This window comes from Streptomyces phaeofaciens, assembly GCF_014648915.1.
In the GTDB taxonomy this organism is placed as follows: domain Bacteria; phylum Actinomycetota; class Actinomycetes; order Streptomycetales; family Streptomycetaceae; genus Streptomyces; species Streptomyces phaeofaciens.
In genome coordinates this window covers 76,407-101,074 of the sequence record NZ_BMSA01000029.1, presented here as the reverse complement: position 1 = coordinate 101,074, position 24,668 = coordinate 76,407, and the positions used below count along the sequence as shown (strand labels likewise).

Sequence of the window (24,668 nt, the reverse complement as noted above, 5' to 3'; positions counted from 1 at the left end):
GTCGCGTCGTCCTCCCCCCTGTTCTGCCCAGAGCGTGCCTCGCACTCACGTTTCCCGGGAGCGTGCCCGGTCGTTGGACATGTCGTGAGGCACGTACATGGGCGCGCACGGCGCGCGAGGGTCGCAGTGGCCGCCGTAGTGGCATGGGCAGGACTGCTGGCCGGGGCGGCCGGCTGCACCGGGGAGAGCGGCGCCGGGCTCGACCGGATGCTGGGCAAGGCGCCGGCCCCCGAGGATGTCGTCCGGGTCGTCCCGGACGACGGGGCGAAGGGCGTCGGTCCCGGCACCCGGCTGCGGGTGCGGGTGCCGGACGGGCGGCTGGAGTCGGTGAAGGTCGTCCGTTCCCAGGACGCCGAGGAGACGAGGGTGCCCGGCCGGATCTCCGCCGACGGACTGTCCTGGCGGCCCGACGACGACCGGCTCGCCCTCGCCGCCCGCTACACGGTCGACACGGTGGCCCTCGACGGCGACGGCAACCGCTCCGCCCGCCACACCACCTTCACCACCCAGGTCCCCGAGGAGCGTTTCATCGGGTACGTCACCCCGGAGGACCGCTCCACCGTCGGCACCGGCATGATCGTCTCCCTGGAGTTCAACCGGGAGATCGAGAACCGGGCGGCCGTGGAACGGGCCGTCCAGGTCACCGCGGACCCGGCCGTCGAGATCCGGCCGCACTGGTTCGGCGCCGGCCGCCTCGACTTCCGCCCCCGGGAGTACTGGAAGCCCGGCACCCGGGTCACCGTCGCGCTGCGGCTGCGTGACGTCGAGGGCGCGCCCGGTGTCTACGGGCTCCAGGACAAGACGTTCGCCTTCACCGTCGGCCGCAGCCAGGTCTCCCTCGTCGACGCGGCCCGGCACACCATGCAGGTGCGCCGCGACGACGAGCTGATCGCCACCGTGCCCATCACGGCGGGCGCGCCGAAGACGACGACGTACAACGGGAAGATGGTCGTCACCGAGATGCTCGAGCTGACCCGGATGAACGGTGCCACCGTCGGCTTCAAGAAGAAGAACGGCAAGGGCGAGTACGACATCCCGGACGTGCCGCACGCCATGCGGCTGACCGAGTCCGGCACCTTCCTGCACGGCAACTACTGGGCGGAGGACGTCTTCGGCAGCGCCAACGTCAGCCACGGCTGCGTGGGGCTCAGGGATGTGAAGGGCGGCGGCTCGGACACGCCCGCGGGCTGGTTCTTCGACCGCTCGCTCATCGGGGACGTCGTCGAGGTCGTCCACAGCAAGGACAAGGAGGTCGCCCCCGACAACGGGCTCGGCGGCTGGAACATGGACTGGGAGGAGTGGACGGACGACGGTTCGGTCGACTGAACTTCGCTCCCCGGTGCAACCATCTTCGCGGTCGATGGTCCAAGTTGCGACGGAACGGTGACATTGACCTGACACGGCGCTCAAAACCGTGAGGTTAATATGCGCCAGTGATCGCGCGGGACGCGCTGGGGTGGGGGCCTGACCAGGCCTTGCGAGGGGAGAACGACTGTGAACGTGCGACCGATATCGGGGGCGTCGGCAGGTGGACGCTCACGCGGCCGCAACAAGCGGTGGGCGGTGATCGTCGGCGGTGCGCTGCTGGCCGTCACGGCCTGCGGCGGAGGCGGGGGATCGGACTCGGGGTCCGAGGGGAAGGGCAAGGACGACAAGGGCAGCACCGCCGCGGCGGAGAGCAAGCAGTCGGTGGCCGTCGTCACGATCGCGCCGAAGACGGGCGCCAAGGACGTCGACACCAGCGGCACCCTCAAGGTCACGGCCAGTAAGGGCAAGCTGACCGAGGTCACCGTCAAGGACGACGAGGGCACGAAGATCGACGGCGAGATCTCGGCCGACGGCAGCGGCTGGACGCCCGCCACGCATCTCTCGGCGTCCACCAAGTACCAGGTGCACGCGGTCGCGAAGGACTCCGAGGGCCGGACGGCGGCCGAGGACTCCTCCTTCACCACGCTGAGCCCGCAGAACACCTTCACCGGCAACTTCACGCCCGAGGACGGTTCCAAGGTCGGCGTCGGCATGCCGTTCTCGGTCCGCTTCACCCGGGGCATCACCAAGCCGGACGACGTCGAGAAGGCCATCAAGATCACCACCGAGCCGGCCGTGGACGTCCAGGGCCACTGGTTCGGCAACGACCGCCTCGACTTCCGGCCCGAGAAGTACTGGAAGGCCGGCACCAAGGTCACGGTGAAGCTGAACCTCGACGGCGTCGAGGGCCGCAAGGGCGTCTACGGCAAGCAGGCCAAGACGGTCTCCTTCACCATCGGCCGTGACCAGGTGTCCGTCGTGGACGCCAAGAAGCACACGATGAAGGTGATGCAGGAGGGCAAGGTCGTCAAGACCATCCCGGTCACCACCGGCAAGCCCGGCTACGCCACCTGGAACGGCCAGATGGTCATCAGTGAGAAGTTCACCGTGACCCGCATGAACGGCGACACGGTCGGCTACGACGGCGAGTACGACATCAAGGACGTGCCGCACGCCATGCGCCTGACCAACTCCGGCACGTTCGTGCACGGCAACTACTGGGGCGGCGGCGCCTTCGGCAACTACAACGCCAGCCACGGCTGCATCGGCCTGCGGGACGTGCGCGGCGGCTACGACAGCGGCGTGCCGGCCGCGTGGTTCTTCAACCACTCGATGGTCGGCGACGTGGTGGTCGTGAAGAACTCCACCGACCCGGTGGTCGACCCGGCCAACGGCCTCAACGGCTGGAACCTGTCCTGGGCGGAATGGACGAAGTAGCCCTTCCGGCCGACGGTGGGCCCGGTGCTGTGACTCACGGCACCGGGCCCACCGGCGTTAGTGGCCGTTAACCTGCTGCCATGACCGTGAATCTCGAAGTCTCCGAGGGCGTCGGCACCATCCGCCTCGACCGCCCGCCGATGAACGCCCTGGACATCGCCACCCAGGACCGGCTGAAGGAAGTGGCCGAGGAGGCGGCCGTCCGCGACGACGTACGGGCCGTCGTCGTCTACGGCGGGGAGAAGGTGTTCGCGGCGGGCGCGGACATCAAGGAGATGCAGGCCATGGACCACACGGCGATGGTCCTGCGGTCCCGCGCCCTCCAGGACTCCTTCACGGCGGTGGCCAGGATCCCCAAGCCGGTCGTCGCGGCCGTGACGGGGTACGCGCTGGGCGGCGGCTGCGAGCTGGCCCTGTGCGCGGACTTCCGGATCGCGGGGGACAACGCCAAGCTCGGCCAGCCGGAGATCCTGCTCGGCCTCATCCCCGGCGCGGGCGGCACCCAGCGCCTGGCCCGGCTGGTCGGCCCGTCCCGGGCGAAGGACCTCATCTTCACGGGCCGGATGGTCAAGGCGGACGAGGCGCTGACGCTCGGCCTGGTGGACCGGGTGGTCCCGGCCGCCGAGGTGTACACGGAGGCGCATGCCTGGGCCGCGAAGCTGGCGCAGGGGCCGGCGCTCGCGCTGCGGGCGGCGAAGGAGTCGATCGACACGGGCCTGGAGACGGACATCGACACCGGCCTCGCGGTCGAACGGAACTGGTTCGCGGGCCTGTTCGCGACCGCCGACCGGGAGATCGGCATGCGGAGCTTCGTGGCGGAGGGCCCGGGCAAGGCCAAGTTCCTGTGAGGCACGTCTCTGTGAATCCGGCCGGAATCACTTGCAATTGACGCGGCGTCTGATCCGGTTCCCTCGATGGGGCGGTTTATGGGAACCTTAAGCCAACCTTAAGCCTGCCTTGTCGAGGGAGTCCGGCGGTCGCCTCCGGACCTGTCGTCGCCGCAGGTCAGTGGCCCCGTGCAAGACACCGCGCTGCCTCTGGCATATGCCTACCGAGGTGCGCGGACCGGAGTCGCACGGGGGGCGTATTCCCCCGGAACGGCCCCGGAGGAGGCGCCGGACGGCCATGATGGGGGCATGGCGGGGCTGGAGGGTATCGAACAGCCGCGAGGGCACGGGCGTGTGGCCGCGGCGCGCTGGTCGCCGGCGGTCGAGGACGAACGGGCGCTCAAGGCGCTGGAGTTGTTCGGCAATCCGACGGAGGGTGAGGTTCCCCTGCCGTCCCGCCCCGAGTCCGCCGCCACCGCCCGCCGGCTCACCCAGGTCGTCGTCCTGCGCCACTGGGGCCTCAGCCCCCGGATGACCGAGGACGCGGTGCTGCTCGTCTCCGAACTCGTCGGCAACGCCGTACGGCACACCGGTGCACGGGTGTTCGGGCTCCGGATGCGCCGTCGACGCGGCTGGATCCGCATCGAGGTCCGCGATCCGTCCCGAGGGCTGCCCTGTCTGATGCCGGTCCAGGAGATGGACATCAGCGGCCGCGGCCTCTTCCTCGTCGACAAACTCTCCGACCGCTGGGGCGTCGACCTGCTGCCACGCGGGAAGACGACCTGGTTCGAGATGCGGGTCGCGGACCGCTAGGCCGTGTCCGGCGGACCGTTCCGGCATCGGGCGGCCGGGTTCCGCGTCCGCGCTCCGCCCCCCTGTTCACCGTCGGCCGTCGCTCCCCGGGGGCGCGCCAACCGGCCGCCGAACGGACCAATCGCCCGATTTGCACCTCAACTCGCCTTAAATGGTGCGGGTGACCCCGACAGACCGCCGAACGGCCCTGCGCACAGCCGCCGGACTCGCCGCCGCAGCTGCGTTCGCCGCGGGATGCGCCTCGACCGGCGCCGTCGCACACCCCGCGCCGGACGCCACACGCGCGTCCCCGCGGCGCCCCGCCGCCGGACCCCGCCCCGCCCCGTCCCCGCGCCGCTTCCCCGGGCAGCCGGCCCAGCTCACCCACGGCCCCCGCACCCGCCCCCGGGTCGCCCTCACCTTCCACGGGAACGGGGATCCCGCCACCGCCCGCGCGCTGCTCGGCGAGGCCGAACAGCACGGGGCCCGGATCACCGTGCTCGCCGTCGGGACCTGGCTCGACGAACACCCGGACATGGCCCGCCGGATCCTCGACGGCGGCCACGACCTCGGCAACCACACCCAGCGCCACCTCGACATCAACGCCATGTCCGAGGCGGACGCGGCCCGGGAGATCGCCGAATGCGCCGCACGCCTGAAGCGGCTCACCGGGTCCGTCGGCACCTGGTTCCGCCCCTCCCGCACCGCCCGCGCCTCCCCGCTCGTCGAGACCCTGGCCCGCCGGGCCGGCTACCCCCACGTGCTCTCCTACGACGTCGACCCCCTCGACTTCACCTCGCCCGGAGCCCCCGCCGTCACCCGCGCCGTCCTCGACGAGGTCCGCGCCGGATCCGTCGTGAGCCTGCACTTCGGCTACGCGGACACGGTCGCCGCGCTCCCCGCCGTCCTGGACGAACTGCACCGCCGCGGACTGCGCGCGGTCACCACCACGGAGCTGTTCAGCTGATGCACCCCACACTTCTCAGGCGCGCCCTGCTCACCGGGACCGCCCTCACCGCCGTCACCGCCCTCGCCGCCTGCGGCACCGACTCCCCGGGCGGCACCCACCGGGCCGTCAAGGCCGCCGCCCCCGCCCCGGCCAAGCCGAAGAAGCCGGCCGTCGAGGGGCTGCCCGGCATGCCGCCGGTCCTCGACTCCAAGGACGTCTACGCCGCCGACCGCCCGAACCGGCTCTCCCCGGTCGTCAAGGACTTCCCGTCCCGCGTCTACGTCCCCAACACCGAGTCCGACACGGTCACCGTCATCGACCCGAAGACGTACAAGGTCGTCGACACCCTCCACGTCGGCCAGCAGCCGCAGCACGTCGTGCCCTCCTGGGACCTGAAGACGCTCTGGGTGAACAACAACCGCGGGCACACCCTCACCCCCATCGACCCGAAGACCGGCAGGGCGGGCAAGGAGGTCGAGGTGCACGACCCGTACAACCTCTACTTCACGCCCAACGGCAAGTACGCGATCGTGATGGCCTCCCTGGACCGCGAACTCGTCTTCCGCGACCCGCACACCATGAAGCGGATCAAGACCGAGCCGGTCACCTGCTACGGCGTCAACCACGCCGATTTCTCCCGCGACGGCCGGTACTTCATCGTCTCCTGCGAGTTCAGCGGCGAACTGCTGAAGGTCGACACCGAGCGGATGGAGGTCGTCGGGCAGCAGAAACTGCCCTTCGAGGGCGCCATGCCCCAGGACGTCAAGGTCGCCCCCGACGGCAAGCGGTTCTACATCGCCGACATGATGGCCGACGGGATGTGGGTGATCGACGGCGACACCTTCGGCAAGCCGACCCTGCTGCCCACCGGCAAGGGCGCCCACGGACTGTACGTCAGCCGCGACTCCCGCGAGATGTACGTCTCCAACCGCGGCGAGGGCTCCGTCTCCGTCTTCGACTTCGCCGCGGACAAGGTCACCAGGAAGTGGCACCTGCCCGACGGCGGCAGCCCCGACATGGGCGGCGTCTCGGCGGACGGCAAGGTCCTGTGGCTGTCCGGCCGTTACGACGCCGAGGTGTACGCCATCGACACCCGCACCGGCAGGCAGCTCGCCCGCATCCCCGTCGGCAGCGGCCCGCACGGCCTCGCCGTCTACCCTCAGCCCGGCCGCTACTCCCTCGGCCACACCGGCATCTTCCGGTAGTCACCGGCGGGCGGTCAGCAGCAGCTCCGCGCCCACCGGCACATACCCCGCCGCCTGGAACGCCCGCACGCTGCGGGCGTTCCCCGGGGCGATCTGCGCCCACACCGGCTCCGTGGCGAGGTGCCGCGCGGCGGTCACCAGCAGCCGTCCGAGCCCCCGGTGCCGCAGCGCCGTCCCGACCTCGGCCGAGACCTCCAGCCGTCCGCCGATCCCGCGCCCGGTGACCAGCACCCCGCCGTCCGCGGACCACGCGCGCACGTCGTGGCGCCGACGGAGCGCGTAACGGATGCGGGGATGGCCCCGGTCCTCGATCTCCGTCAGCGGCAGCGGCGGCCCGCCCGGCAGCGGGGAGCCCACCAGCATCGCGTCGATCGTCTCGGCCGTGCGCCCCGTGCGCTCCATCAGCGCGGCCAGGAATCGCGGGTGCATCGACGCGGACAGCGCGTCGCAGTCCACGGCCCGCAACGCCTCGTCCACCCACGCGGGGTCCTCGTCCGTGAAGACCACCGAGTGCGCGGTGAAGGCGAGGACGCCCGCGTCGCGCGGGGACATCTGCGGGACGACCCTCGTCCGGCCGTCCTGAGGGGGGAAGACGCCGTGCGCGGCCCCGTCGAGAATGTCCCGCAACGTCTCCACCGCACCGCCCCTTGAGTCTCCACCCACTGGAAGGCCCAGACTCCCAGACATGATCGACGACGGCACCGGACTTCTCACCATCGGCGAGCTGGCCCGCGCCACCGGACTGACCGTGCGCACCATCCGCTACTGGTCCGACGAGGGTGTCCTGACCCCGGCGGCCCGCTCCACCGGCGGCTACCGGCTCTACGACGCCGGCTCCGCCGCCCGCCTGGAACTGATCCGCACCCTGCGCGAGCTGGGCCTCGGCCTGACCGATGTGCGCCGGGTGCTGGCGGGGGAGCGGACGGTCGCCCAGGTCGCGGCGGCGCACGTGTCCGCGCTGGACGCGCAGATCCTCCCCCAGAGGGGGGACCCCCAGCTCAAGGTGACCCGCGCGGTGCTGTCGTCCGTGGCGCGACGCGGTGCGAGTGCGGAGGAGACGACCCTGATGAACAAGTTGGCCCGGCTGTCGGCGGCCGAACGCGGACGGATCCTGGAGGAGTTCGTGGACGAGATGTTCCACGGACTCCGGGCGGCGGACCCGGTGATCCGGGAGCGGATGAGGGCCACCGTGGTGGACCTGCCGGACGATCCCACGCCCGAGCAGGTGGACGCCTGGGTGGAGCTGGCCGAGCTGCTCCAGGACCCGGGGTTCCGGGCGCAGATGCGCAAGGCGGCCGAGTTCAACGCGGCGGACCGGGGGCCCGAGGTGCCCGCCGGGGCGTCGCTGTGGTTCGCCCGGCGGCTGGTGCAGCTGGGGGCGCGGGCGCGCGAGGGCGGCATCGCCCCCGACTCCCCGCAGGCGGCGGAGGTGCTGCGCGAGCTGCTCGGTGACGCGGACCCGGCTCAGGTCCTCGAACGCCTGACGTCCCACGCGAACGACCAGGTGGCCCGTTACCGGGAGTTGCTGGGGATCGTGAACGGCCACGGGCCCGCGGCGGCCCACCGGGAGGAGTTCGCCTGGGTGGTCGCCGCGCTGGAGGCTCGCACGGACGGCTAATCTGACCTGCGTCAGTACGACGGCAAGCGAAGAAAAAGGGGCGGATCGGTGGCCGACATCGAAGAAGCACGCAAGCAGTTCCAGCGCATCGACACGGACGGTGACGGATTCATCACCGCTGCCGAGTTCAAGACCGCCCTGGCCCAGGCAGGCGACTGGAACGTCACCGAGTCGGTCGCCGAGGTCATCATCAAGGACCGTGACCTCAATGGGGACAAGGTCCTCTCGTTCGACGAGTTCTGGGCCTACCTGAACAAGTAGTGCCCCAGGGGGGAGCCCGGCGCGGGATCTTCGCGCCGGGCTCCCCCTTTCTCGTGCCCGCGGGCACCGGAATAGCCGATGGCCGCCCGGGGTTGTCGCCCCTCGGAGGTTCCATGCGTATGCATGGAACCCGGACGGACGGACACGGACGGACCGGAAGGCCTGACATGAAGATCGGCATCATCGGCGCGGGCAACATCGGCGGCAACCTCACCCGGCGGCTCACCGCCCTCGGCCACGAGGTCTCCGTCGCCAACTCACGGGGCCCGCACACCCTCACCCAGCTGGCGGCGGAGACCGGCGCGACCCCGGTGGCCGTGACGGAGGCGGCCCGCGGCGCGGAGGTCGTCGTCGTCACGATCCCCCTCAACGCGGTGCCCGGCCTCCCCGCCGGGGTCCTCGACGGCGCGGCCGACGGCCTCGTGGTGATCGACACCAACAACTACTACCCGCAGCAGCGCGACGGCCGTATCGCCGGGATCGAGGACGAGGGCCTCACCGAGAGCCGCTGGATCGAGCGCCAGATCGGCCACCCCGTCGTCAAGGCCTTCAACGGCACCTACGCCCAGGACATCCTGGACCGCCCGCTCCCGGCCGGTGACCCCGCCCGCACCGCCCTGCCGGTCGCCGGGGACGACGAGGTGGCCAAGGCGAAGATCCGCGCCCTGATCGACGAGCTCGGCTTCGACACCGTCGACGCCGGCGGCATCGACGACTCCTGGCGCCAGCAGCCCGACACCCCCGTCTACGGCCTGCGGGCAGGCGTCGCCGAGGTCACCAAGGCTCTGGCGGAGGCCGACCCCGAGCGCCCGGCGGCGTTCCGCGGCTGAGGCCCCTGCGGACCGGGCCCGCGCCCGGCGCGACACCGGTGCCCGGGGCGGGGGCGGCGGGGCGGCGTCGGCACTCGACGATGCCGGCCGCCGGCCCGCCCCGGCCTGCCCCGGGCGGTCACGGCCCAGGCCGCCGAGGCCGCCGCGGCCGTCCTGCGCGCCGCGCCGGAGGACCTGTTCGGCGGCGGCCCCTCCCGACGGGCGGGCCCCTTCCGGTACCGGGTGCCCGCCGAGAAGTGTCCGCCGTCTCAGCCCGTCAGGGACGTCCACAGGGTGATCGGGCGGTCCTCGACCACGATCCGGTCGGGGTGCCCGTGTCCGTCGGCGATCGAGATGATCCGGTACTTGTCCTGGTGGAACACCCAGAACAGGCTCAGCCCGTCGACGCGCTGCCCGTCGGGTACGGCGAGGAACTCGTCCACCCGGGAGATCCCGGCCAGTGACGGCCACAGATCGAGCGACCGGTCGCCGCGCTCGATGACGTCGTGGTGCGCGGAGCCGTCGGCGATCGAGATCAGCCGGTAGACCTGCCGGCCCAGCGAGGAGTGGAAGAGCCAGTAATGGCTCTTGCCGTTCTGGCGCTGCATGTCGGGCACCGGCAGCAGGGCGTCCACCTGCTCGATCCCGCTGAAGGAGGCCCAGGCCGAGATCGGCCGGTCGGGCCGTTCGAGCGTGACCGCCGCCTCGGGCGCGAGTCCGGACTCCGCCCCGTCCGTGACCGACAGCAGCCGGTAGACCTGACGCCCCTCGACCGTGTGGAACAGCCAGTACCGGCTGAAGCCGCCCACCCGCTGCTCGTCCGGCACCGGCAGGATCGCGTCCACCGTGGCCACGCCGACATAGGCCGGCCAGGTGGACAGGGGCCGGTCGGGACGCTCGACGACATCCTGGTGCGTGTCGCCGTCGGCGATGGAGAGGGTGCGGCAGACCGGTCCCGCGCCGCCCGTCCCGTAGGCCCAGTACCAGCTCTTGCCCTTGTCCCGCTGCCGGTCGGGGATCGGGAGGAAGGCGTCGGTGGGCCGCACCGCGTCCGGGAGCCGGTCGGTCAGCCGGCCGTCGCCCAGCAGCCGCAGGGTGGTGAGCGAGGGGACGAAGGCGTAGACGGAGCCCTCGGTGGTGACGAACTGATGGAAGCTCAGCTCGGTCGTCGCGCCGGGGGTCTCGAAACCGACCGTGCCGGTGGGGCCGACCATCGGGTCGGGGCCGGGCTTCCTCGGGCGGTCCGGCGGGAAGCCGGTGTCGTTGATCCAGCTCTTCTGGATGAACTCGAACTGCTCGACGAGATCGGACTGGTAGCAGACGAAGAGCAGCCCGCGCGGGTGGTCGGGGCCGCCGGGCCCTTCCGAGGCCGGGTCGAAGGGCGCGCCGTAGGGGGCGCCGCGGCGGATGATCCGGCGGCGGTCCATGACCGGATTCTCGGGGAGCGGCTCCGTGCCGGGATGTTCCTGAAGGCCGTCGCGGGGGTTGGTCTTGCGCAGGTGCGAGAAGAGCGGGGTGACGAACCCCTCCGGGTCGCCCCGGTAGCCGAAGTCGTTGTCCTGGCTCGCGAGGGCGTTGTCGGGCATGTCGGCGTGCGGGCACGTGGCGACGGGAGTGCCCGAGCGCCAGCGGCCCACCATCCGGGCGGCCAGCCACTCGGTGGTCGCCTCCTGCGGGACGACCTTGGCCCGGCGCAGGACCTTCAGCTGCGCGGCGACCTGGGCCCACCAGCCGGGGACGTCCTGAGCGAGCCGGCGCACCACCTGGAAGCTGCCGTTGCGGGCCCACTCCGGCATGTCGTCGTAGGGGATCCCGCCGATCCGGTCGTGCCCGATGACGAACTCGCCGGGCGGCACCAGCCGGGTGCCCGGGTGGTCCTTGACGTACTCGGGGCGCTCCGGGTCCGGCTCGTCGAAGCCGGTCACCCCCGGCTCGCTGACCCCGTCCTTGAAGCCGAAGTGCTCCTTGCCGCGGCGGGTGCCCGGCAGGGTGGCGCCGTTCTGCTGGAAGACGATCACGATCTTGGCCTGCGCGGCCGCCTCGCGCTGGGCGGTCAGGGCGTCCTGGAGCCCCTCGGCGGTGTCGGAGGCGACGGTGATCACGGCGTGCACGGTCTGGCCCTTGCCGTCCCCGAACAGCCAGTTCTCCGGTGAGCTGTCGCCGGTGTCGCCCAGGGAGCGCTTGTGGGACCCGTCCTTGAACGCCTCCAGGGTGCCGCCCCGCCGCACCGAGGGCAGGGGGTCCTTGCCGGTGAGGACCTTGAGGCCCTCGTAGGTGAAGCTGACGTTCGTCCAGGTGGCCTTCAGCTTCTGCGGGTCGTCACCGCCGTTGGCCTGCCGGGCCCTGCGGAACGCCGCGTTGAAGGCGGCCACCTGCCGGGTGGTGGAGATCTGGGAGGCGAGCCGCTTCACCCAGGTGCGAGCCCGCGGGGGGTCCTCGAACTTGAGGAAGAGCAGGGTCATCCGGTCCTTCTTGAAGCCCGCGATCACATCGCCCTGGATGTCGTCGCTCTCGCGCAGTGTGAGCTCTTCTGTCATGGACTTTCCCTCATCGGTCACATGTGCCGGGAATATGCTCAGTAGTCATGACAGTACGCTAAGTAATCGGCGTGTGAAGGGGTGAGATCGCCCGGCCGCCCCCTCCCGGCGCCGCCCCCTGGCGGCGGAACCCTTGTCCCACCTGGGCTCTGACCCGCTCGGCCCTCGTGGAGTCACCCGCCTGCCCGGCATCGCGCGACAGTCCGCGCCCGAGATGCGAACACTGAGAGTAATTGCAGGATTGCGTCATGTGTTCGCCGCCCGGGCCGCCGAAACGGCACGGCCGCGGCGCTCCGCCGTGCGCCCTGTCCCCCCTCTCGCAAGGAGTTCCATGTCCCACAGGAACCGGCCCGGGCCGTCGTCCAGGAGGATGCTGGCCGCGGCGGTCACCGCCTGTGCCGCCTCCGCGCTCACCTTCACCGCGCTGTCCACGGGCCCGGCCCTAGCCCACGGCACCGGCGGTGACGTCCCCTCGGCCGACCGGGTGCACGTCGACCCGGACGAGGCGACCGTCATCGGCCGGGAACACGCCGAGGAGCACGCCAGGACCAGGGAGGCCGTCAAGGCCGTCGGCGAGTACCCGCAGACCACCCGAACGGAGCGCCTCAAGGCGCTCGGGGCCTCACAGGCCAAGATCAACGCGGAGTTCGACCCGGCGGACGCCGGCCGGTTCCGGGAGTACTTCCAGTCCCCGGACTTCGCCGCCCACATCGCGATGCTGCCCACCGGCAAGGTGCTGCTGTTCTCCTTCGAGCGCATCGAGACCAATCCGCAGAAGGAACCCGCCCCGACCGACACCATCGGCAGGGAGAACGCGGGCCGCGCCTACCTGTGGGACCCGGCCAAGGGCACCGGACCGGGCTCGTTCACCAAGGTCACCCCGCCCGTGATCAACATGCCGGACGGCCTCGACCAGCCCCGCCCCGCGCCGTTCTTCTGCGCCGGCCACTCCTTCCTGCCCAACGGGATGCTCGGCGTCTTCGGCGGCAACCTCGGCGGCAACGGCGGCTCCGGCGCCAAGCTCTCCCTCGTCTTCGACCCGTGGGAGGAGAAGTGGTACCTGAACCAGGACATGGCGGTCGGCCGGTGGTACCCGTCGGTGGTCACCGGCGCGGACGGGCGGCAGCTGATCATGTCCGGGCAGTCGGAGCTCGGCTGGGGCACCCCCACCGCGATCGTCGAGCGCTTCCCCGCCCTGAACAAGCCCGTCCCCGTCGCCAAGACGGACAAGCCGCAGGGCTGGAAGCCGGAACTGTTCACGTCCGACGCCCCGTTCAAACGGGACTACCCGCACCTCTTCTCCCTGCGCGACGGCAAGGTCTACGGCCTGGGCCGGGACCCCGAGCAGCAGTGGCTGTTCGACCCCGTCGCCGAGACCCGCAAGGACCTGGCGCCCCGCCCGGACAACACGCCGCGCAACTACGGGTCCGCCGTGCCCCTGCCCGCCGGCTTCAAGGGGCCCGACTCGGTGCTGGTCCTCGGCGGGGACCGGGACGACCCGAACACCTACCAGCTGGTCGGCGGCAAGTGGAGCAAGGAGAAGGCGAGAGCCTTCGGCCGCACCCAGGACAACACCCTGCTCATGCCGGACGCCACCCTGATGACCGTCAACGGCGCCTTCGACATCCGCGACTACGGCAACGGCACGTACAACCCCAACGCGGACCTGAAGTACCGCCAGATCGAACTGCGCGACGAGAACGGCAACTGGCGGCTCGGCCCCGCCCAGCGGCTGCCGCGCGGCTACCACTCCAACGCCGTCGTGCTCCCGGACGGCCGGGTCATGGTCACCGGTGACGAACTCCAGGAACTCGCCAACGACCCCGACATCACCGACGACATGAACGGCAGCATCGAGATCTACGAGCCGGCCTACCTCCGGCAGGGCGGCCGCCCGAACCTCGGCACGGTGTTCAACCCGTCCGTCGGCTACAACGAGAAGATCGCGGTGAGCAGCAGCACCGCCGCCGACATCACCCGCGCCGTCCTGCTGGCGCCGACCACCGCCACCCACTCGGTCAACACCAGCCAGCGCCATCTCGACCTGCGGATCAAGAGCCGCAGCGGCAGCTTCCTCGAACTCCAGGCACCGCCGTCGGCGAGCGCCGCGCCGCCCGGCTACTACATGCTCTTCCTGCTCAACGAGGAGGGCGTGCCCAGCACCGCCGGCTGGGTCCAGCTCAAGCCCGCCTCGGGCGGCCAGACCCCCTAGGCCGTGTCCGGCCTAGCGCCGCACCCCCCTCCGGGGATCCCCGCCGCCGGCGGGTCCCCGGAGCGCCGCGCCGGGCGCCCGCTCAGCACTCGATGATGTTGACCGCCAGCCCGCCCCGCGCGGTCTCCTTGTACTTGACGCTCATGTCCGCACCGGTCTCCTTCATGGTCTTGATGACCTTGTCGAGGGAGACCTTGTGCGTGCCGTCGCCGCGCATCGCCATACGGGCGGCGGTGACCGCCTTGACCGCGGCCATGCCGTTGCGCTCGATGCAGGGGATCTGCACCAGGCCGCCGACGGGGTCGCAGGTGAGGCCGAGGTTGTGCTCCATACCGATCTCGGCCGCGTTCTCGACCTGCTCGGGGCTGCCGCCCAGCACCTCCGCGAGGGCGCCGGCCGCCATCGAGCAGGCGGAGCCGACCTCGCCCTGGCAGCCGACCTCGGCGCCGGAGATGGAGGCGTTCTCCTTGAAGAGCATGCCGATCGCGCCCGCGGCCAGCAGGAAGCGCACCACGCCGTCCTCGTCCGCGCCGGGGACGAAGTTGACGTAGTAGTGCAGGACGGCCGGGATGATGCCGGCCGCGCCGTTCGTCGGGGCGGTCACCACGCGGCCGCCCGCCGCGTTCTCCTCGTTCACCGCCATCGCGTACAGGGTGATCCACTCCATGGCGTGGGCCAGCGGATCGCCGTCGGCGCGCAGCTGGCGGGCCGTCACCGCGGCGCGGCGGCGGACGCGCAGGCCGCCCGGCAGGATGCCCTCGCGGGACATGCCCCGCGAGACACAGGCCTGCATGACCCGCCAGATCTCCAGGAGGCCCGCGCGGATCTCGTCCTCGGTGCGCCAGGCGCGTTCGTTCTCCAGCATCAGCGAGGAGATCGACAGGCCGGTCTCCTTGGTCAGGCGCAGCAGCTCGTCGCCCGTGCGGAAGGGGTACTTCAGCACCGTGTCGTCGAGCACGATGCGGTCCGCGCCCACCGCGTCCTCGTCGACGACGAAGCCGCCGCCGACCGAGTAGTACGTCTTGGAGAGCAGCTCGGCGCCGGAGGCGTCGTACGCCCAGAGCGTCATGCCGTTCGCGTGGTACGGGAGCGCCTTGCGGCGGTGCAGCACCAGGTCGTCGTCGAAGGAGAACGGGATCTCGCGCTCGCCGAGCAGGTTCAGCCGGCCCGACTCCTTGATCCGCTCCACCCGCTCGTCCGCCGACTCCACGTCGACCGTGCGCGGCGAGGCGCCCTCCAGGCCGAGCAGGACCGCCTTGGGCGTGCCGTGGCCGTGGCCGGTGGCGCCGAGGGAGCCGTACAGCTCGGCGCGGACCGAGGCCGCCGAGGACAGCAGCTCCTCGTTGCGCAGGCGCCGGACGAACATGCGTGCCGCGCGCATCGGACCGACCGTGTGGGAGCTGGACGGGCCGATGCCGATCGAGAACAGGTCGAAGACCGAGATGGCCACGGGGTACTCCTCAAGACGGGGTGGTGCAGGAGGGTTCTCACCGGGAGCCCCGCGCACCTTCACCTACGAGTGTGCGGGGCGCCCGGCGAAAAGGAACTACTTGTTCAGACCGGGGTACAACGGGTGCTTGGCGGCCAGGGCCGTGACCCGGGCCTTCAGCGCCTGGACGTCGGCCTCCCCGAAGGGGGAGGGCGCCTTCAGCGCCTCGGCGATCACATCCGCGACCTCGGTGAAGTCCTCGGCGGTGAAGCCGCGGGTGGCGAGGGCGGGCGTGCCGATCCGCAGACCCGAGGTGACCATCGGGGGCCGCGGGTCGTTCGGGACCGCGTTGCGGTTGACCGTGATGCCGACCTCGTGGAGCCGGTCCTCGGCCTGCTGGCCGTCCAGCTCGGAGTCGCGCAGGTCCACCAGGATCAGGTGCACGTCCGTACCGCCGGAGAGCACGTTGATCCCGGCCGCCCGGGCGTCGGCCGCCGTGAGGCGCTCGGCGAGGATCCGCGCGCCCTCGACCGTACGGTGCTGGCGCTCCTTGAACTCCTCCGAGGCCGCGACCTTGAAGGAGACCGCCTTCGCCGCGATCACGTGCTCCAGCGGACCGCCCTGGAAGCCCGGGAAGACGGACGAGTTCAGCTTCTTCGCGAACGCCTTCTTCGCCAGGATGACGCCGCCGCGCGGGCCGCCCAGCGTCTTGTGGGTGGTCGAGGTGACCACATCCGCGTACGGCACCGGGTTGGCGTGCAGACCGGCCGCGACCAGGCCCGCGAAGTGCGCCATGTCGACCCACAGGTACGCCTCGACCTCGTCGGCGATCCGGCGGAACTCCGCGAAGTCCAGCTCGCGCGGGTACGCCGACCAGCCGGCGATGATCACCTTCGGGCGGTGCTCCTTGGCGAGCCGCTCCAGCTCGGCCATGTCGACCAGACCGGTCTCCGGGTCCACGTGGTAGGCGACCACGTCGAACTGCTTGCCGGAGAAGTTCAGCCGCATCCCGTGGGTCAGGTGGCCGCCGTGCGCCAGGTCCAGGCCCAGGATGGTGTCGCCGGGCTGGGCCAGCGCGAACAGGGCGGCCTGGTTGGCGGAGGCGCCCGAGTGCGGCTGGACGTTGGCGTACTCGGCGCCGAACAGTTCCTTGATCCGGTCGATCGCGATCTGCTCGGCGACGTCGACGTGCTCGCAGCCGCCGTAGTAGCGGCGGCCCGGGTAGCCCTCGGCGTACTTGTTGGTGAGGACCGAGCCCTGCGCCTCCATGACCGCGAGCGGAGCGAAGTTCTCCGACGCGATCATCTCGAGCGTGGACTGCTGACGGTTCAGCTCGGCGTCGACCGCGGCCGCGATCTCCGGGTCGAGCTCGTGCAGGGGCGTGTTCAGGACGGACATGCGTCTACGACTCCTCAGCCGGCGGTGTAGGCGGTGTACTCGTCGGCGGAGAGCAGCTCCTCCTGCTCGCCCGTGACGCGTACCTTGAACAGCCACCCGCCCTCGAAGGGGGCGGAGTTGACCAGCGACGGGTCGTCGACCACGTCCTGGTTGATCTCGACGACCTCGCCGGCGAGCGGCGAGTACAGCTCGCTGACCGACTTGGTCGACTCCAGCTCACCGCAGGACTCGCCCGAGGTCACCGTGGCACCGACCTCCGGGAGCTGGACGAAGACCACGTCGCCGAGCGCGTTGGCCGCGTGCTCCGTGATGCCGACCGTCGAGACGCCGTCCTCGGCGGCCGACAGCCACTCGTGCTCCTTGCTGTAGCGCAGCTGCTGGGGGTTGCTCATGGCCTGAATTCTCCTGTACGCGGGGGAGTGCTGGTGAATGGGGGACTACTGAAAACGCGCGTGAGCAGCGGAAATGTGCGCAGTGTCACCTGCGCTCGATCTCCAGTGTCTACTTCTGGCGCCGGTAGAAGGGCAGCGCCACGACCTCGTACGGCTCGTGGCTGCCGCGGATGTCCACACCGACGCCCGAGGTGCCCGGAGCGGCGTGCGCGGCGTCGACGTAGGCCATCGCGATCGGCTTGCCCAGCGTCGGGGAGGGGGCGCCGGAGGTGACCTCGCCGATCACCTCGCCGCCCGCGACGACGGCGAACCCGGCACGCGGGACCCGGCGGCCCTCGGCGACCAGGCCGACCAGGACCCGCGGCGGCTTCTCCAGGGCCTGCTCGGCCGCCCGGGCCAGCGCCTCGCGCCCGACGAAGTCGCCGTCCTTCTCGAACTTCACCACGCGCCCGAGACCCGCGTCGAAGGGGGTCAGCGCGGTCGACAGCTCATGCCCGTACAGCGGCATGCCCGCCTCCAGGCGCAGGGTGTCCCGGCAGGACAGACCGCAGGGGACCAGGCCGACGCCCTCGCCGGCCCGGGTCAGCGCCTGCCACAGCTCCACGGCGTGCTCCGGCTTCACGAACAGCTCGAAGCCGTCCTCGCCGGTGTAGCCGGTGCGCGCGATCAGCGCGGGGACCCCGGCGACCGTGCCCGGCAGGCCCGCGTAGTACTTCAGGCCGTCCAGGTCGGCGTCGGTGAGGGACGCGAGGATCCCCGGGGACTCGGGGCCCTGGACGGCGATCAGGGCGTAGGCGTCGCGGTCGTCGCGCACCTCGGCGTCGAAGCCGGCCGCCCGCTCCACCAGCGCGTCCAGCACGACCTGGGCGTTGGAGGCGTTGGCGACGACCATGTACTCAGTGTCGGCCAGCCGGTACACGATCAGGTCGTCCAGGATGCCGCCGTCCTCCCGGCAGATCATGGTGTAGCGGGCCCGGCCGGACCGCACGCCCCCGATGTTGCCCACCAGGGCGAAGTCGAGGAGGGCCGCGGCCTGCGGGCCGGTGACGGTGATCTCGCCCATGTGCGAGAGGTCGAAGAGCCCGGCCCTCGTGCGCACGGCGGTGTGCTCGTCGCGTTCGGAGCCGTAGCGCAGGGGCATGTCCCAGCCGGCGAAGTCGGTCATCATCGCGCCGAGCGAGCGATGCAGGGCATCGAGCGCGGTATGACGGAGTGCGGTACTGCTCATCGGTCGGTCGTCTCCCAAGGCATGACAGGCGAGGTCGTTCCTCCCCATCTGTCATCGGAACCTGAGAGGTTCGCCATGACCGGACAGGACATGGCTTGCACCTTGGGTGGGACCACCGGCGACGGCGGCCCGCTTTTCAGATGTGCCTCGCCCGCGCGGTAACGGGGACCTGAGAGATTCAAGGGAGGGACTTGCTCCTTCGGCGCCCCAGCGCGTGCTGCTGCTGGAGACTCTCCCGCGCGGATTCAAGCGGCCGGTATGCAGTTGGCGGGCACATCATTGCACGGCTCCCCCCGGTCGCGGCAGGCCGCATCTGTAACCGGGCTGTGGCGGTACGCGCACGAAAACGCGAGACATCACGGATTACCTTCTCTTTACGTTCGATGGGGAGAAGACTTACCTGACCCCAGGGGAAGGACGATCACGGTGAACAGGACCACGGCGAGGACCACGGCGTTGGCGACCACCTCGGCGCTCGCGCTGCCCGCGCAGCCGGCGGCCCCGGCCGGGGAGGCGTGCCGCGCGCGGCCCGCGCCCGTCGTCCGCGACCTGCGCGAGCGCTCCGGCCGCAGCCCGCACGGCCTGCTCTTCGGCCCCCACGACCTGGTGGTGGTCACCGGGCTGCCCGGCAGCGGGAAGTCCACGCTCATGAGGCGCGCGGTCACCGGCCCGCGCATCGACTCCCAGGACACCCGCGACCGCTGGGACGCCCGCGCGCCCCGCTTCCTGCCCTACGCCCTCTACCGTCCCCTGGTCCGTCTCGCCCACTACGTCGGCCTGCGCCGGGCCCTGCGCACCGGCGCGGGCGTCGTCGTCCACGACTGCGGCACCCAGGCCTGGGTGCGCGACTGGCTGGCCCGCGAGGCCCGCCGCCGCGGCGGCACCCTGCACCTGCTGCTCCTGGACGTCACCCCCGGCACCGCGCTGGAGGGCCAGCGCGAGCGCGGCCGCGGCGTCTCCCGGTACGCGTTCCTGCGCCACCGCACGGCCGCCGCACGGCTGCTGCGCGCGGTGGAGCGCGGCCGGCTGCCCGTGGGCGTCGGCTCGGCGGTCCTGCTCGACCGGGACGCGGCGGACGCCCTGCGCCGGATCGGCTTCACCGGCTGAGGACTGAGGAAAGAGCCCCGACACCCGTTAGCCTTTCAGCCACACTCGTGGTTCCCAGCAGGCGGTAGGCAGATGGATTTCCCACCGGCGGACTTCCCGACGGCATTCCCGGCACAGGCACACCCCCACCCGCACGGCGGATGGCCCGGCAACGAGCTGGAGGAGGTGCTCTCCGCCTCCCTCGGCGTCCCGGGCGCCGGCGGGCGCATCGTGGAGGTGCTCGCCCGCAGTTTCGTCTGGGTCCCGCTGCCCGGCGGCGGCGGCCCGCACAGCGGCCCCCTCGACCTGCCCGCCATCGAGCTGGAGGGCCAGGCCTTCGTGCCGGTGTTCAGCTCCGAGGAGCAGTTCCGTCAGGTCGCCGGGGCGCACATGTCGTACACGATCGCGCCCGCGGTGGAGTTCGCGCGGGGGCTGCCGCCGCAGGTCGGCATGTTCGTCAACCCGGAGGGCGTGGTCGGCATCCCGCTGCCGCCGGCCGCCGTGGCCGAGCTGTGCCGGGCCGGCCGTACCGTGCTGGACGGACCGGCGAGCGGTGCCCGCGTCCGTCTCTTCGAGCCGGACTGGCAGGACGACCCGGTGGACTTCCTCGCCGCCGCCTCGGCCGAGTTCGACGCCACGGGCGTGGTCCTCACGGCCCGCCGCTGCCTGGCCGCCATCGAGACCGCCGACCCGGTGATGTTCGTCGGCGTCGAGCTGTCCCACTGGGAGGGGGACGCACGCGAACTCCCCCTGGACGCCCTCGGCCGGGCCATGGGCAAGGCCGGGCCGAAGTGGCCGGTCAACCTGATCCTGCTGGACGTGGCCCAGGACCCGGTGGGGGAGTGGATGAGGGCGCAGGTCCGCCCCTTCCACCAGCGCTAGGGCGGCCCCGGGGGCGTGCGGCCGGGCCGGTGCCCGGCGCCGCCGCCGGGCGCGGCACGTCACCGCGCACCGGTACCCGCGGACGCGCAACAGGTCCCGGGCCCCTGGGCGCTTAAGCTGTTCTCATACGCGGGGCAACTCAAAATAGAAGGGGCGGTACAGGTGAGCGCCAGCGGCATCGCGGCCGGACAGGTCGAGCACATGCTGCGCCAGGTCACGCCCGGGCGTTACGACGCCTACGAGGCGCTCCTGCGCGCCCTCGCCACCCCCGCCTCCGGCCAGGTCTGGATGCTCCTGTGGCACGGCCAGGCCGGCTCCCCGGACGCCCAGTACGGGAACATGGAGGTGGAAGGCCACGGCTACGCCCCGTGCGTCACCTCCGCCCAGGAGCTCTCGGCGAGCGGCTGGAACCGGTCGTACGAGGTGGTCGACGGAGTCGACGTGGCCCGCACGCTCTATCCCGACCACTACGGCCTCTGGCTGAACCCGCACGCCCCCGGTGGTGGTGTCGGCATCCCCTGGCTGGATCTGCGCCGCATCGCGACCGGCCTGGACCGCCAGCCGGCCGGACCGCTCAGACTCTCCGAACCCGCCATCGAGATCCCGCAGTTCTACGCCCTGCTCGCGCAGAACGCCCATCGCACCCCCGCCGTGCGCGCCCTGCGCCGTGCCTGGGTGCAACCGGCCCTGGGCGCCCCCTACCTGGCGATCGGGCTCGACGTGTACGACTCCTCGCCGCCGGCCGTGGACGCCGTGCGGGCGATGATGCAGCAGTCCATCGGGGCGGTGCCGGACGGGCTGCCGGTGTCGACGGTCGCCATGACGGACGAGTACGACCCGGTGGTGATGTGGATGCGGGCCGGCGCACGGCCGTTCTACGACCGTGAGGCGCACGTTCCCGCCGCCCCGGCCCAGGCACCCGCGGCCGGCGGCTACGGCTTCCCGCCCACGGGCCGGTACTGACCACCCGGGACGCCGGCGCGAGGCCACGGACCGGGAGTCGGGGGCGTCGCGTGCAGGGTGGTTCACAGGACCCTCACGGGTTCTGCGCGCGTAGATGACAACTAATAGTCCGATTTGCACCGGGTATGACCCAATTCGCCCCTGTCCGGGGGGCGTTACCCGGCGTCCGGATAACGGAACCCTTCTGGCCGCATCACGTTTACGCATCCATTCACTGCCAAGTCTGGCTACAGATCGCCAAAGCGTTGAAGACTCCCGCTCCAGGGGACTTCGTCCCTGTGTACGACGGACGGATCAGCCGCTACAGCGGCAAGCGCGGGCCGGCTACCGCCGGTTGAGAGGGGTCCCTGCCAGATGACGGCACCATTGCACGAGCCGACCGCGGAAGCGGCCCCGAGCGCGGCCGACGAAGCGGCGGTCGCCACCGCAAGCGCCAAGGCCGTCCAGGGTCGTTCCCTGGGCCGGATCGCCTGGGAGCGCCTGAAGCGGGACAAGCTCGCCCTGACGGGCGGCATCGTCGTGCTCTTCCTCGTCCTGGTCGCGCTGTTCGCCCCGGTCATCACGAGTCTCCTCGGGCAGGACCCGAACGAGTATCACGAGAACCTGATCGACCCGCTGTTCGGCACCCCGACGGGTTCCCTGGGCGGCATCAGCGGCGACCACCTGCTGGGCGTCGAGCCGGTCAACGGCCGCGACATCCTCGCCCGCATCCTCTACGGGGCCCGGATCTCGCTGCTGGTCGGCTTCCTGTCCGCGGTCGTGGCCGTGATCCTCGGAACCGTCCTGGGCATCCTCGCCGGCTTCTTCGGCGGCTGGGTCGACTCGCTCATCAGCCGGATCATGGACGGCCTGCTCGCCTTCCCGCAGCTGCTGTTCATCATCGCGCTGGTCTCCGTCATGCCGAACCACATGCTCGGCCTGACCGGATCGAGCGTGCGCGTCTTCCTGATGATCGTGGTCATCGGCTTCTTCGGCTGGCCCTACATCGGCCGCGTGGTGCGCGGCCAGACGCTCTCGCTGCGTGAGCGCGAGTACGTCGAGGCCGCCCGGTCACTGGGTGCGGGCCGGCTGTACATCCTGTTCAAGGAACTGCTGCCCAACCTGGTCGCCCCGATCGTCGTGTACACGACGATGATGATCCCCACCAACATCCTCACCGAGGCCGCACTGAGCTTCCTGGGCGTGGGCGTCAAGCCGCCCACCGCCTCCTGGGGGCAGATGCTCTCGAGCGCCATCGACTACTACGAGTCCGACCCCATGTTCATGGTGGTTCCGGGCGTGGCGATCTTCATCACCGTGCTGGCGTTCAACCTCTTCGGTGACGGCGTCCGGGACGCGCTCGACCCGAAGGCGTCCCGTTGAACCGCCGCACCGCGGCCGCACCACAACTGTCCCGTGGCACTGACACGGGGGCTCTCATCAAATCCGGAGGATCCGAGATCGTGACTACCGAACGCACCTCAGGGCGGCGGAAGCAGGCATTTGCCGCTGCTGCCGCGGTCGCCGCGCTGCTGACCACGGCGGCGTGCGGCGGCGGCAGCGACGACGACGGCGGCAAGGGCTCCAGCACCGGTGCCGCCGGCTTCGACGCCGCGAACAACAAGGTCGCCCAGGCGTCCCTCGCCAAGAAGGGCGGCACGCTGAAGTTCGGTGCCGCGCAGGACGCCGACTCGTGGGACACCACGCGTGGTTACTACGGCATGATGTGGAACTTCGCGCGCTACTACAGCCGTCAGCTCGTCACGAACAAGACGGAGCCGGGCGCGGCCGGTGCGGAGATCACCCCGGACCTCGCGACCGCGACCGCCAAGGTCACGGACGACGGCAAGACCTACACGTACACCCTGCGTGACGGCGTCACGTGGGAGGACGGCAAGCCGATCACGTCCCAGGACGTGAAGTACGGCATCGAGCGCGTGTGGGCGCAGGACGTGCTGGCCGGCGGTCCGACGTACCTGAAGGACGTGCTCGACCCCAAGGGCGCGTACAAGGGTCCGTACAAGGACACCTCCAAGGACAAGCTCGGTCTGAAGGCCATCGAGACGCCGGACGCGAAGACCATCGTCTTCAAGCTCCCGCAGGCCAACTCGGACTTCGAGGAGATGCTGGCGCTCGTCTCGGCCTCCCCGGTCCGCCAGGACATGGACACCAAGTCCAAGTACGGCCTGAAGCCCTTCTCCTCCGGCCCGTACAAGTTCGAGTCCTACGCCCCGGGCAAGGACCTGACCCTGGTCCGCAACGACAAGTGGGCGCAGGCTTCGGACCCGATCCGCAAGGCGTACCCGGACAAGATCACGATCCAGTTCTTCTCGGACGCCAACCAGCTGGACCAGCGTCTGCTCAACGGTGACCTGGACCTGGACCTCAACCAGACCGGTATGTCGCCGCAGGGCCGCACCACCGCCCTGAAGGAGCACAAGGGCAACCTGGACAACCCGGTCTCGGGTTACGTCCGGTACGCGGTCTTCCCGCAGAGCGTCGCGCCGTTCGACAACATCGAGTGCCGCAAGGCCGTGATCTACGGCGCCGACCACGTCTCGCTGCAGACCGCGCGCGGCGGCCCGGTCGCCGGTGGCGACATCGGCACCAACATGCTGCCGCCGTCCGTCCCGGGCGCCGAGGGCCAGAAGTACGACCCGTACGAGATCTCCGGTGCCAACAAGGGCGGCAACGAGGCCAAGGCCAAGGAGGCCCTGAAGGCCTGCGGTCAGCCGAACGGCTTCAAGACCACCATCGCGGTGCGTAACAACAAGCCGGTCGAGGTGGCCACCGCCCAGTCGCTCCAGGCGTCGCTGAAGAAGGTCGGCATCACCGCCGAGATCGACCAGTACGACGGCTCGCAGACCGCCGGCATCATCGGTAGCCCCTCGAACGTGAAGAAGAAGGGCTACGGCATCATCATCATGGGCTGGGGCCCGGACTTCCCGTCCGTGCAGGGCTTCGGTCTGCCGCTGTGGAGCAGCAAGTACATCGCCGAGAGCGGTAACAACAACTACGCGCTCATCAAGGACAAGGCGATCGACGGCCTGTTCGACTCGTACGTCACCACCCTGGACGACGCCGGCAAGACCAAGATCTCCACGGAGATCAACCACAAGGTGATGGAGGGCGCGTACTACCTGCCCTTCGTCTTCGAGCGGTTCATCAACTGGCGCTCGGACAACCTGGCGAACGTCTACACGACCGACGGCTACAGCGGTCAGTACGACTTCGTCAACCTCGGTCTGAAGAACCCGAAGAAGTAAATCCCGGCACACCCGCCGAACGGCACGAAAGGCAGGTGAAGGCCGGCGCGGCGTGATCGCGGGCCATCGGACGATCTCCGATGGCCCGCG

The 24,668-nt window shown here is 71.0% G+C and carries 21 protein-coding genes and 2 riboswitches; of the genes, 15 read left to right on the top strand and 6 right to left on the bottom strand.

The window, feature by feature from the left end:
• Window positions 1-84: 84 nt before the first annotated feature.
• The 6 genes from IE275_RS36540 (at window position 85) to IE275_RS36515 (ending at window position 6,518) form a co-directional block, all read left to right on the top strand.
• Window positions 85-1,326: a L,D-transpeptidase gene (locus tag IE275_RS36540; protein ID WP_189716959.1), complete on the top strand. Its 1,242-nt coding sequence runs from the start codon at window positions 85-87 to the stop codon at window positions 1,324-1,326.
• A 168-nt stretch (window positions 1,327-1,494) separates the two neighbouring features.
• The gene (locus IE275_RS36535) at window positions 1,495-2,745 is read left to right on the top strand and encodes a L,D-transpeptidase (protein ID WP_229870967.1); all 1,251 of its coding nucleotides are present in this window, start codon (window positions 1,495-1,497) and stop codon (window positions 2,743-2,745) included.
• An 80-nt stretch (window positions 2,746-2,825) separates the two neighbouring features.
• Window positions 2,826-3,593: an enoyl-CoA hydratase/isomerase family protein gene (locus tag IE275_RS36530; RefSeq protein ID WP_189716958.1), complete on the top strand. Its 768-nt coding sequence runs from the start codon at window positions 2,826-2,828 to the stop codon at window positions 3,591-3,593.
• A 288-nt stretch (window positions 3,594-3,881) separates the two neighbouring features.
• Window positions 3,882-4,385 carry an ATP-binding protein gene (locus IE275_RS36525; RefSeq protein ID WP_189716957.1) on the top strand — a complete coding sequence of 168 codons (504 nt, stop codon included), beginning with the start codon at window positions 3,882-3,884 and terminating at the stop codon, window positions 4,383-4,385.
• Between the two features lie 151 nt (window positions 4,386-4,536).
• Window positions 4,537-5,331, top strand: a complete 795-nt coding sequence (locus IE275_RS36520; RefSeq protein ID WP_189716956.1) for a polysaccharide deacetylase family protein — start codon at window positions 4,537-4,539, stop codon at window positions 5,329-5,331.
• Window positions 5,331-6,518 (top strand): YncE family protein, encoded by a 1,188-nt coding sequence (locus IE275_RS36515; protein WP_189716955.1) that lies wholly within the window; start codon window positions 5,331-5,333, stop codon window positions 6,516-6,518. Before IE275_RS36520 ends, IE275_RS36515 begins: the two co-directional genes overlap by 1 nt.
• Here IE275_RS36515 and IE275_RS36510 read toward each other — a convergent pair whose 3' ends face one another.
• Window positions 6,519-7,154, bottom strand: coding sequence for a GNAT family N-acetyltransferase (locus IE275_RS36510; RefSeq protein ID WP_189716954.1), 636 nt, complete (start codon window positions 7,152-7,154; stop codon window positions 6,519-6,521).
• A 49-nt stretch (window positions 7,155-7,203) separates the two neighbouring features.
• On the opposite strand from IE275_RS36510, the gene IE275_RS36505 reads away from it, so the two are divergent.
• The 3 genes from IE275_RS36505 (at window position 7,204) to IE275_RS36495 (ending at window position 9,227) form a co-directional block, all read left to right on the top strand.
• Window positions 7,204-8,136: a helix-turn-helix domain-containing protein gene (locus tag IE275_RS36505; protein WP_189716953.1), complete on the top strand. Its 933-nt coding sequence runs from the start codon at window positions 7,204-7,206 to the stop codon at window positions 8,134-8,136.
• Between the two features lie 48 nt (window positions 8,137-8,184).
• Complete coding sequence (locus tag IE275_RS36500; RefSeq protein ID WP_189716952.1) at window positions 8,185-8,397, top strand: EF-hand domain-containing protein; 213 nt, start codon at window positions 8,185-8,187, stop codon at window positions 8,395-8,397.
• Between the two features lie 119 nt (window positions 8,398-8,516).
• Window positions 8,517-9,227 carry an NADPH-dependent F420 reductase gene (locus IE275_RS36495; RefSeq protein ID WP_373299360.1) on the top strand — a complete coding sequence of 237 codons (711 nt, stop codon included), beginning with the start codon at window positions 8,517-8,519 and terminating at the stop codon, window positions 9,225-9,227.
• A gap of 248 nt (window positions 9,228-9,475) precedes the next feature.
• Here IE275_RS36495 and IE275_RS36490 read toward each other — a convergent pair whose 3' ends face one another.
• On the bottom strand, window positions 9,476-11,743 hold the full coding sequence (locus IE275_RS36490; RefSeq protein WP_229870964.1) for a Dyp-type peroxidase: 2,268 nt from the start codon (window positions 11,741-11,743) through the stop codon (window positions 9,476-9,478).
• Between the two features lie 331 nt (window positions 11,744-12,074).
• Between IE275_RS36490 and IE275_RS36485 the strand changes: the two genes are divergently transcribed.
• A complete protein-coding gene (locus IE275_RS36485) occupies window positions 12,075-13,955 on the top strand; it encodes a galactose oxidase early set domain-containing protein (RefSeq protein ID WP_189716950.1) in 1,881 nt (626 codons plus the stop codon).
• Between the two features lie 82 nt (window positions 13,956-14,037).
• Here IE275_RS36485 and IE275_RS36480 read toward each other — a convergent pair whose 3' ends face one another.
• The 4 genes from IE275_RS36480 to gcvT form a co-directional block, all read right to left on the bottom strand.
• Entirely contained in the window at window positions 14,038-15,405 is a 1,368-nt protein-coding gene (locus IE275_RS36480; protein WP_189716949.1) for an L-serine ammonia-lyase, read from the bottom strand.
• A 96-nt stretch (window positions 15,406-15,501) separates the two neighbouring features.
• Entirely contained in the window at window positions 15,502-16,782 is a 1,281-nt protein-coding gene (gene glyA / locus IE275_RS36475) for a serine hydroxymethyltransferase (protein WP_189716948.1), read from the bottom strand.
• Between the two features lie 14 nt (window positions 16,783-16,796).
• A complete protein-coding gene (gene gcvH, locus IE275_RS36470) occupies window positions 16,797-17,174 on the bottom strand; it encodes a glycine cleavage system protein GcvH (RefSeq protein ID WP_189716947.1) in 378 nt (125 codons plus the stop codon).
• A gap of 109 nt (window positions 17,175-17,283) precedes the next feature.
• A complete protein-coding gene (gene gcvT / locus IE275_RS36465; RefSeq protein WP_189716946.1) occupies window positions 17,284-18,402 on the bottom strand; it encodes a glycine cleavage system aminomethyltransferase GcvT in 1,119 nt (372 codons plus the stop codon).
• A gap of 38 nt (window positions 18,403-18,440) precedes the next feature.
• Window positions 18,441-18,548: riboswitch (glycine riboswitch) on the bottom strand.
• A riboswitch (glycine riboswitch) is annotated at window positions 18,549-18,650 on the bottom strand.
• Between the two features lie 178 nt (window positions 18,651-18,828).
• On the opposite strand from gcvT, the gene IE275_RS36460 reads away from it, so the two are divergent.
• From IE275_RS36460 to IE275_RS36440, 5 genes are all read left to right on the top strand, one after another.
• On the top strand, window positions 18,829-19,509 hold the full coding sequence (locus tag IE275_RS36460; RefSeq protein ID WP_189716945.1) for an AAA family ATPase: 681 nt from the start codon (window positions 18,829-18,831) through the stop codon (window positions 19,507-19,509).
• A 72-nt stretch (window positions 19,510-19,581) separates the two neighbouring features.
• Entirely contained in the window at window positions 19,582-20,370 is a 789-nt protein-coding gene (locus tag IE275_RS36455) for an enhanced serine sensitivity protein SseB (RefSeq protein WP_189716944.1), read from the top strand.
• A gap of 162 nt (window positions 20,371-20,532) precedes the next feature.
• A complete protein-coding gene (locus IE275_RS36450) occupies window positions 20,533-21,333 on the top strand; it encodes an enhanced serine sensitivity protein SseB C-terminal domain-containing protein (protein WP_189716943.1) in 801 nt (266 codons plus the stop codon).
• A gap of 354 nt (window positions 21,334-21,687) precedes the next feature.
• On the top strand, window positions 21,688-22,695 hold the full coding sequence (locus tag IE275_RS36445) for an ABC transporter permease (RefSeq protein WP_189716942.1): 1,008 nt from the start codon (window positions 21,688-21,690) through the stop codon (window positions 22,693-22,695).
• Window positions 22,696-22,775: 80 nt separating this feature from the next.
• Window positions 22,776-24,578 (top strand): ABC transporter substrate-binding protein, encoded by a 1,803-nt coding sequence (locus IE275_RS36440; protein WP_189716941.1) that lies wholly within the window; start codon window positions 22,776-22,778, stop codon window positions 24,576-24,578.
• The last annotated feature ends 90 nt before the right edge of the window (window positions 24,579-24,668 follow it).

Coding starts and splice junctions, on each gene's coding strand:
- IE275_RS36530 (WP_189716958.1), top strand. CDS start 2,826: ATGACCGTGAATCTCGAAGTCTCCGAGGGCGTCGGCACCATCCGCCTC.
- IE275_RS36525 (WP_189716957.1), top strand. CDS start 3,882: ATGGCGGGGCTGGAGGGTATCGAACAGCCGCGAGGGCACGGGCGTGTG.
- IE275_RS36520 (WP_189716956.1), top strand. CDS start 4,537: ATGGTGCGGGTGACCCCGACAGACCGCCGAACGGCCCTGCGCACAGCC.
- IE275_RS36515 (WP_189716955.1), top strand. CDS start 5,331: ATGCACCCCACACTTCTCAGGCGCGCCCTGCTCACCGGGACCGCCCTC.
- IE275_RS36505 (WP_189716953.1), top strand. CDS start 7,204: ATGATCGACGACGGCACCGGACTTCTCACCATCGGCGAGCTGGCCCGC.
- IE275_RS36495 (WP_373299360.1), top strand. CDS start 8,517: ATGCATGGAACCCGGACGGACGGACACGGACGGACCGGAAGGCCTGAC.
- IE275_RS36490 (WP_229870964.1), bottom strand. CDS start 11,743: ATGACAGAAGAGCTCACACTGCGCGAGAGCGACGACATCCAGGGCGAT.
- IE275_RS36485 (WP_189716950.1), top strand. CDS start 12,075: ATGTCCCACAGGAACCGGCCCGGGCCGTCGTCCAGGAGGATGCTGGCC.
- glyA (WP_189716948.1), bottom strand. CDS start 16,782: ATGTCCGTCCTGAACACGCCCCTGCACGAGCTCGACCCGGAGATCGCG.
- gcvH (WP_189716947.1), bottom strand. CDS start 17,174: ATGAGCAACCCCCAGCAGCTGCGCTACAGCAAGGAGCACGAGTGGCTG.
- gcvT (WP_189716946.1), bottom strand. CDS start 18,402: ATGAGCAGTACCGCACTCCGTCATACCGCGCTCGATGCCCTGCATCGC.
- IE275_RS36455 (WP_189716944.1), top strand. CDS start 19,582: ATGGATTTCCCACCGGCGGACTTCCCGACGGCATTCCCGGCACAGGCA.
- IE275_RS36445 (WP_189716942.1), top strand. CDS start 21,688: ATGACGGCACCATTGCACGAGCCGACCGCGGAAGCGGCCCCGAGCGCG.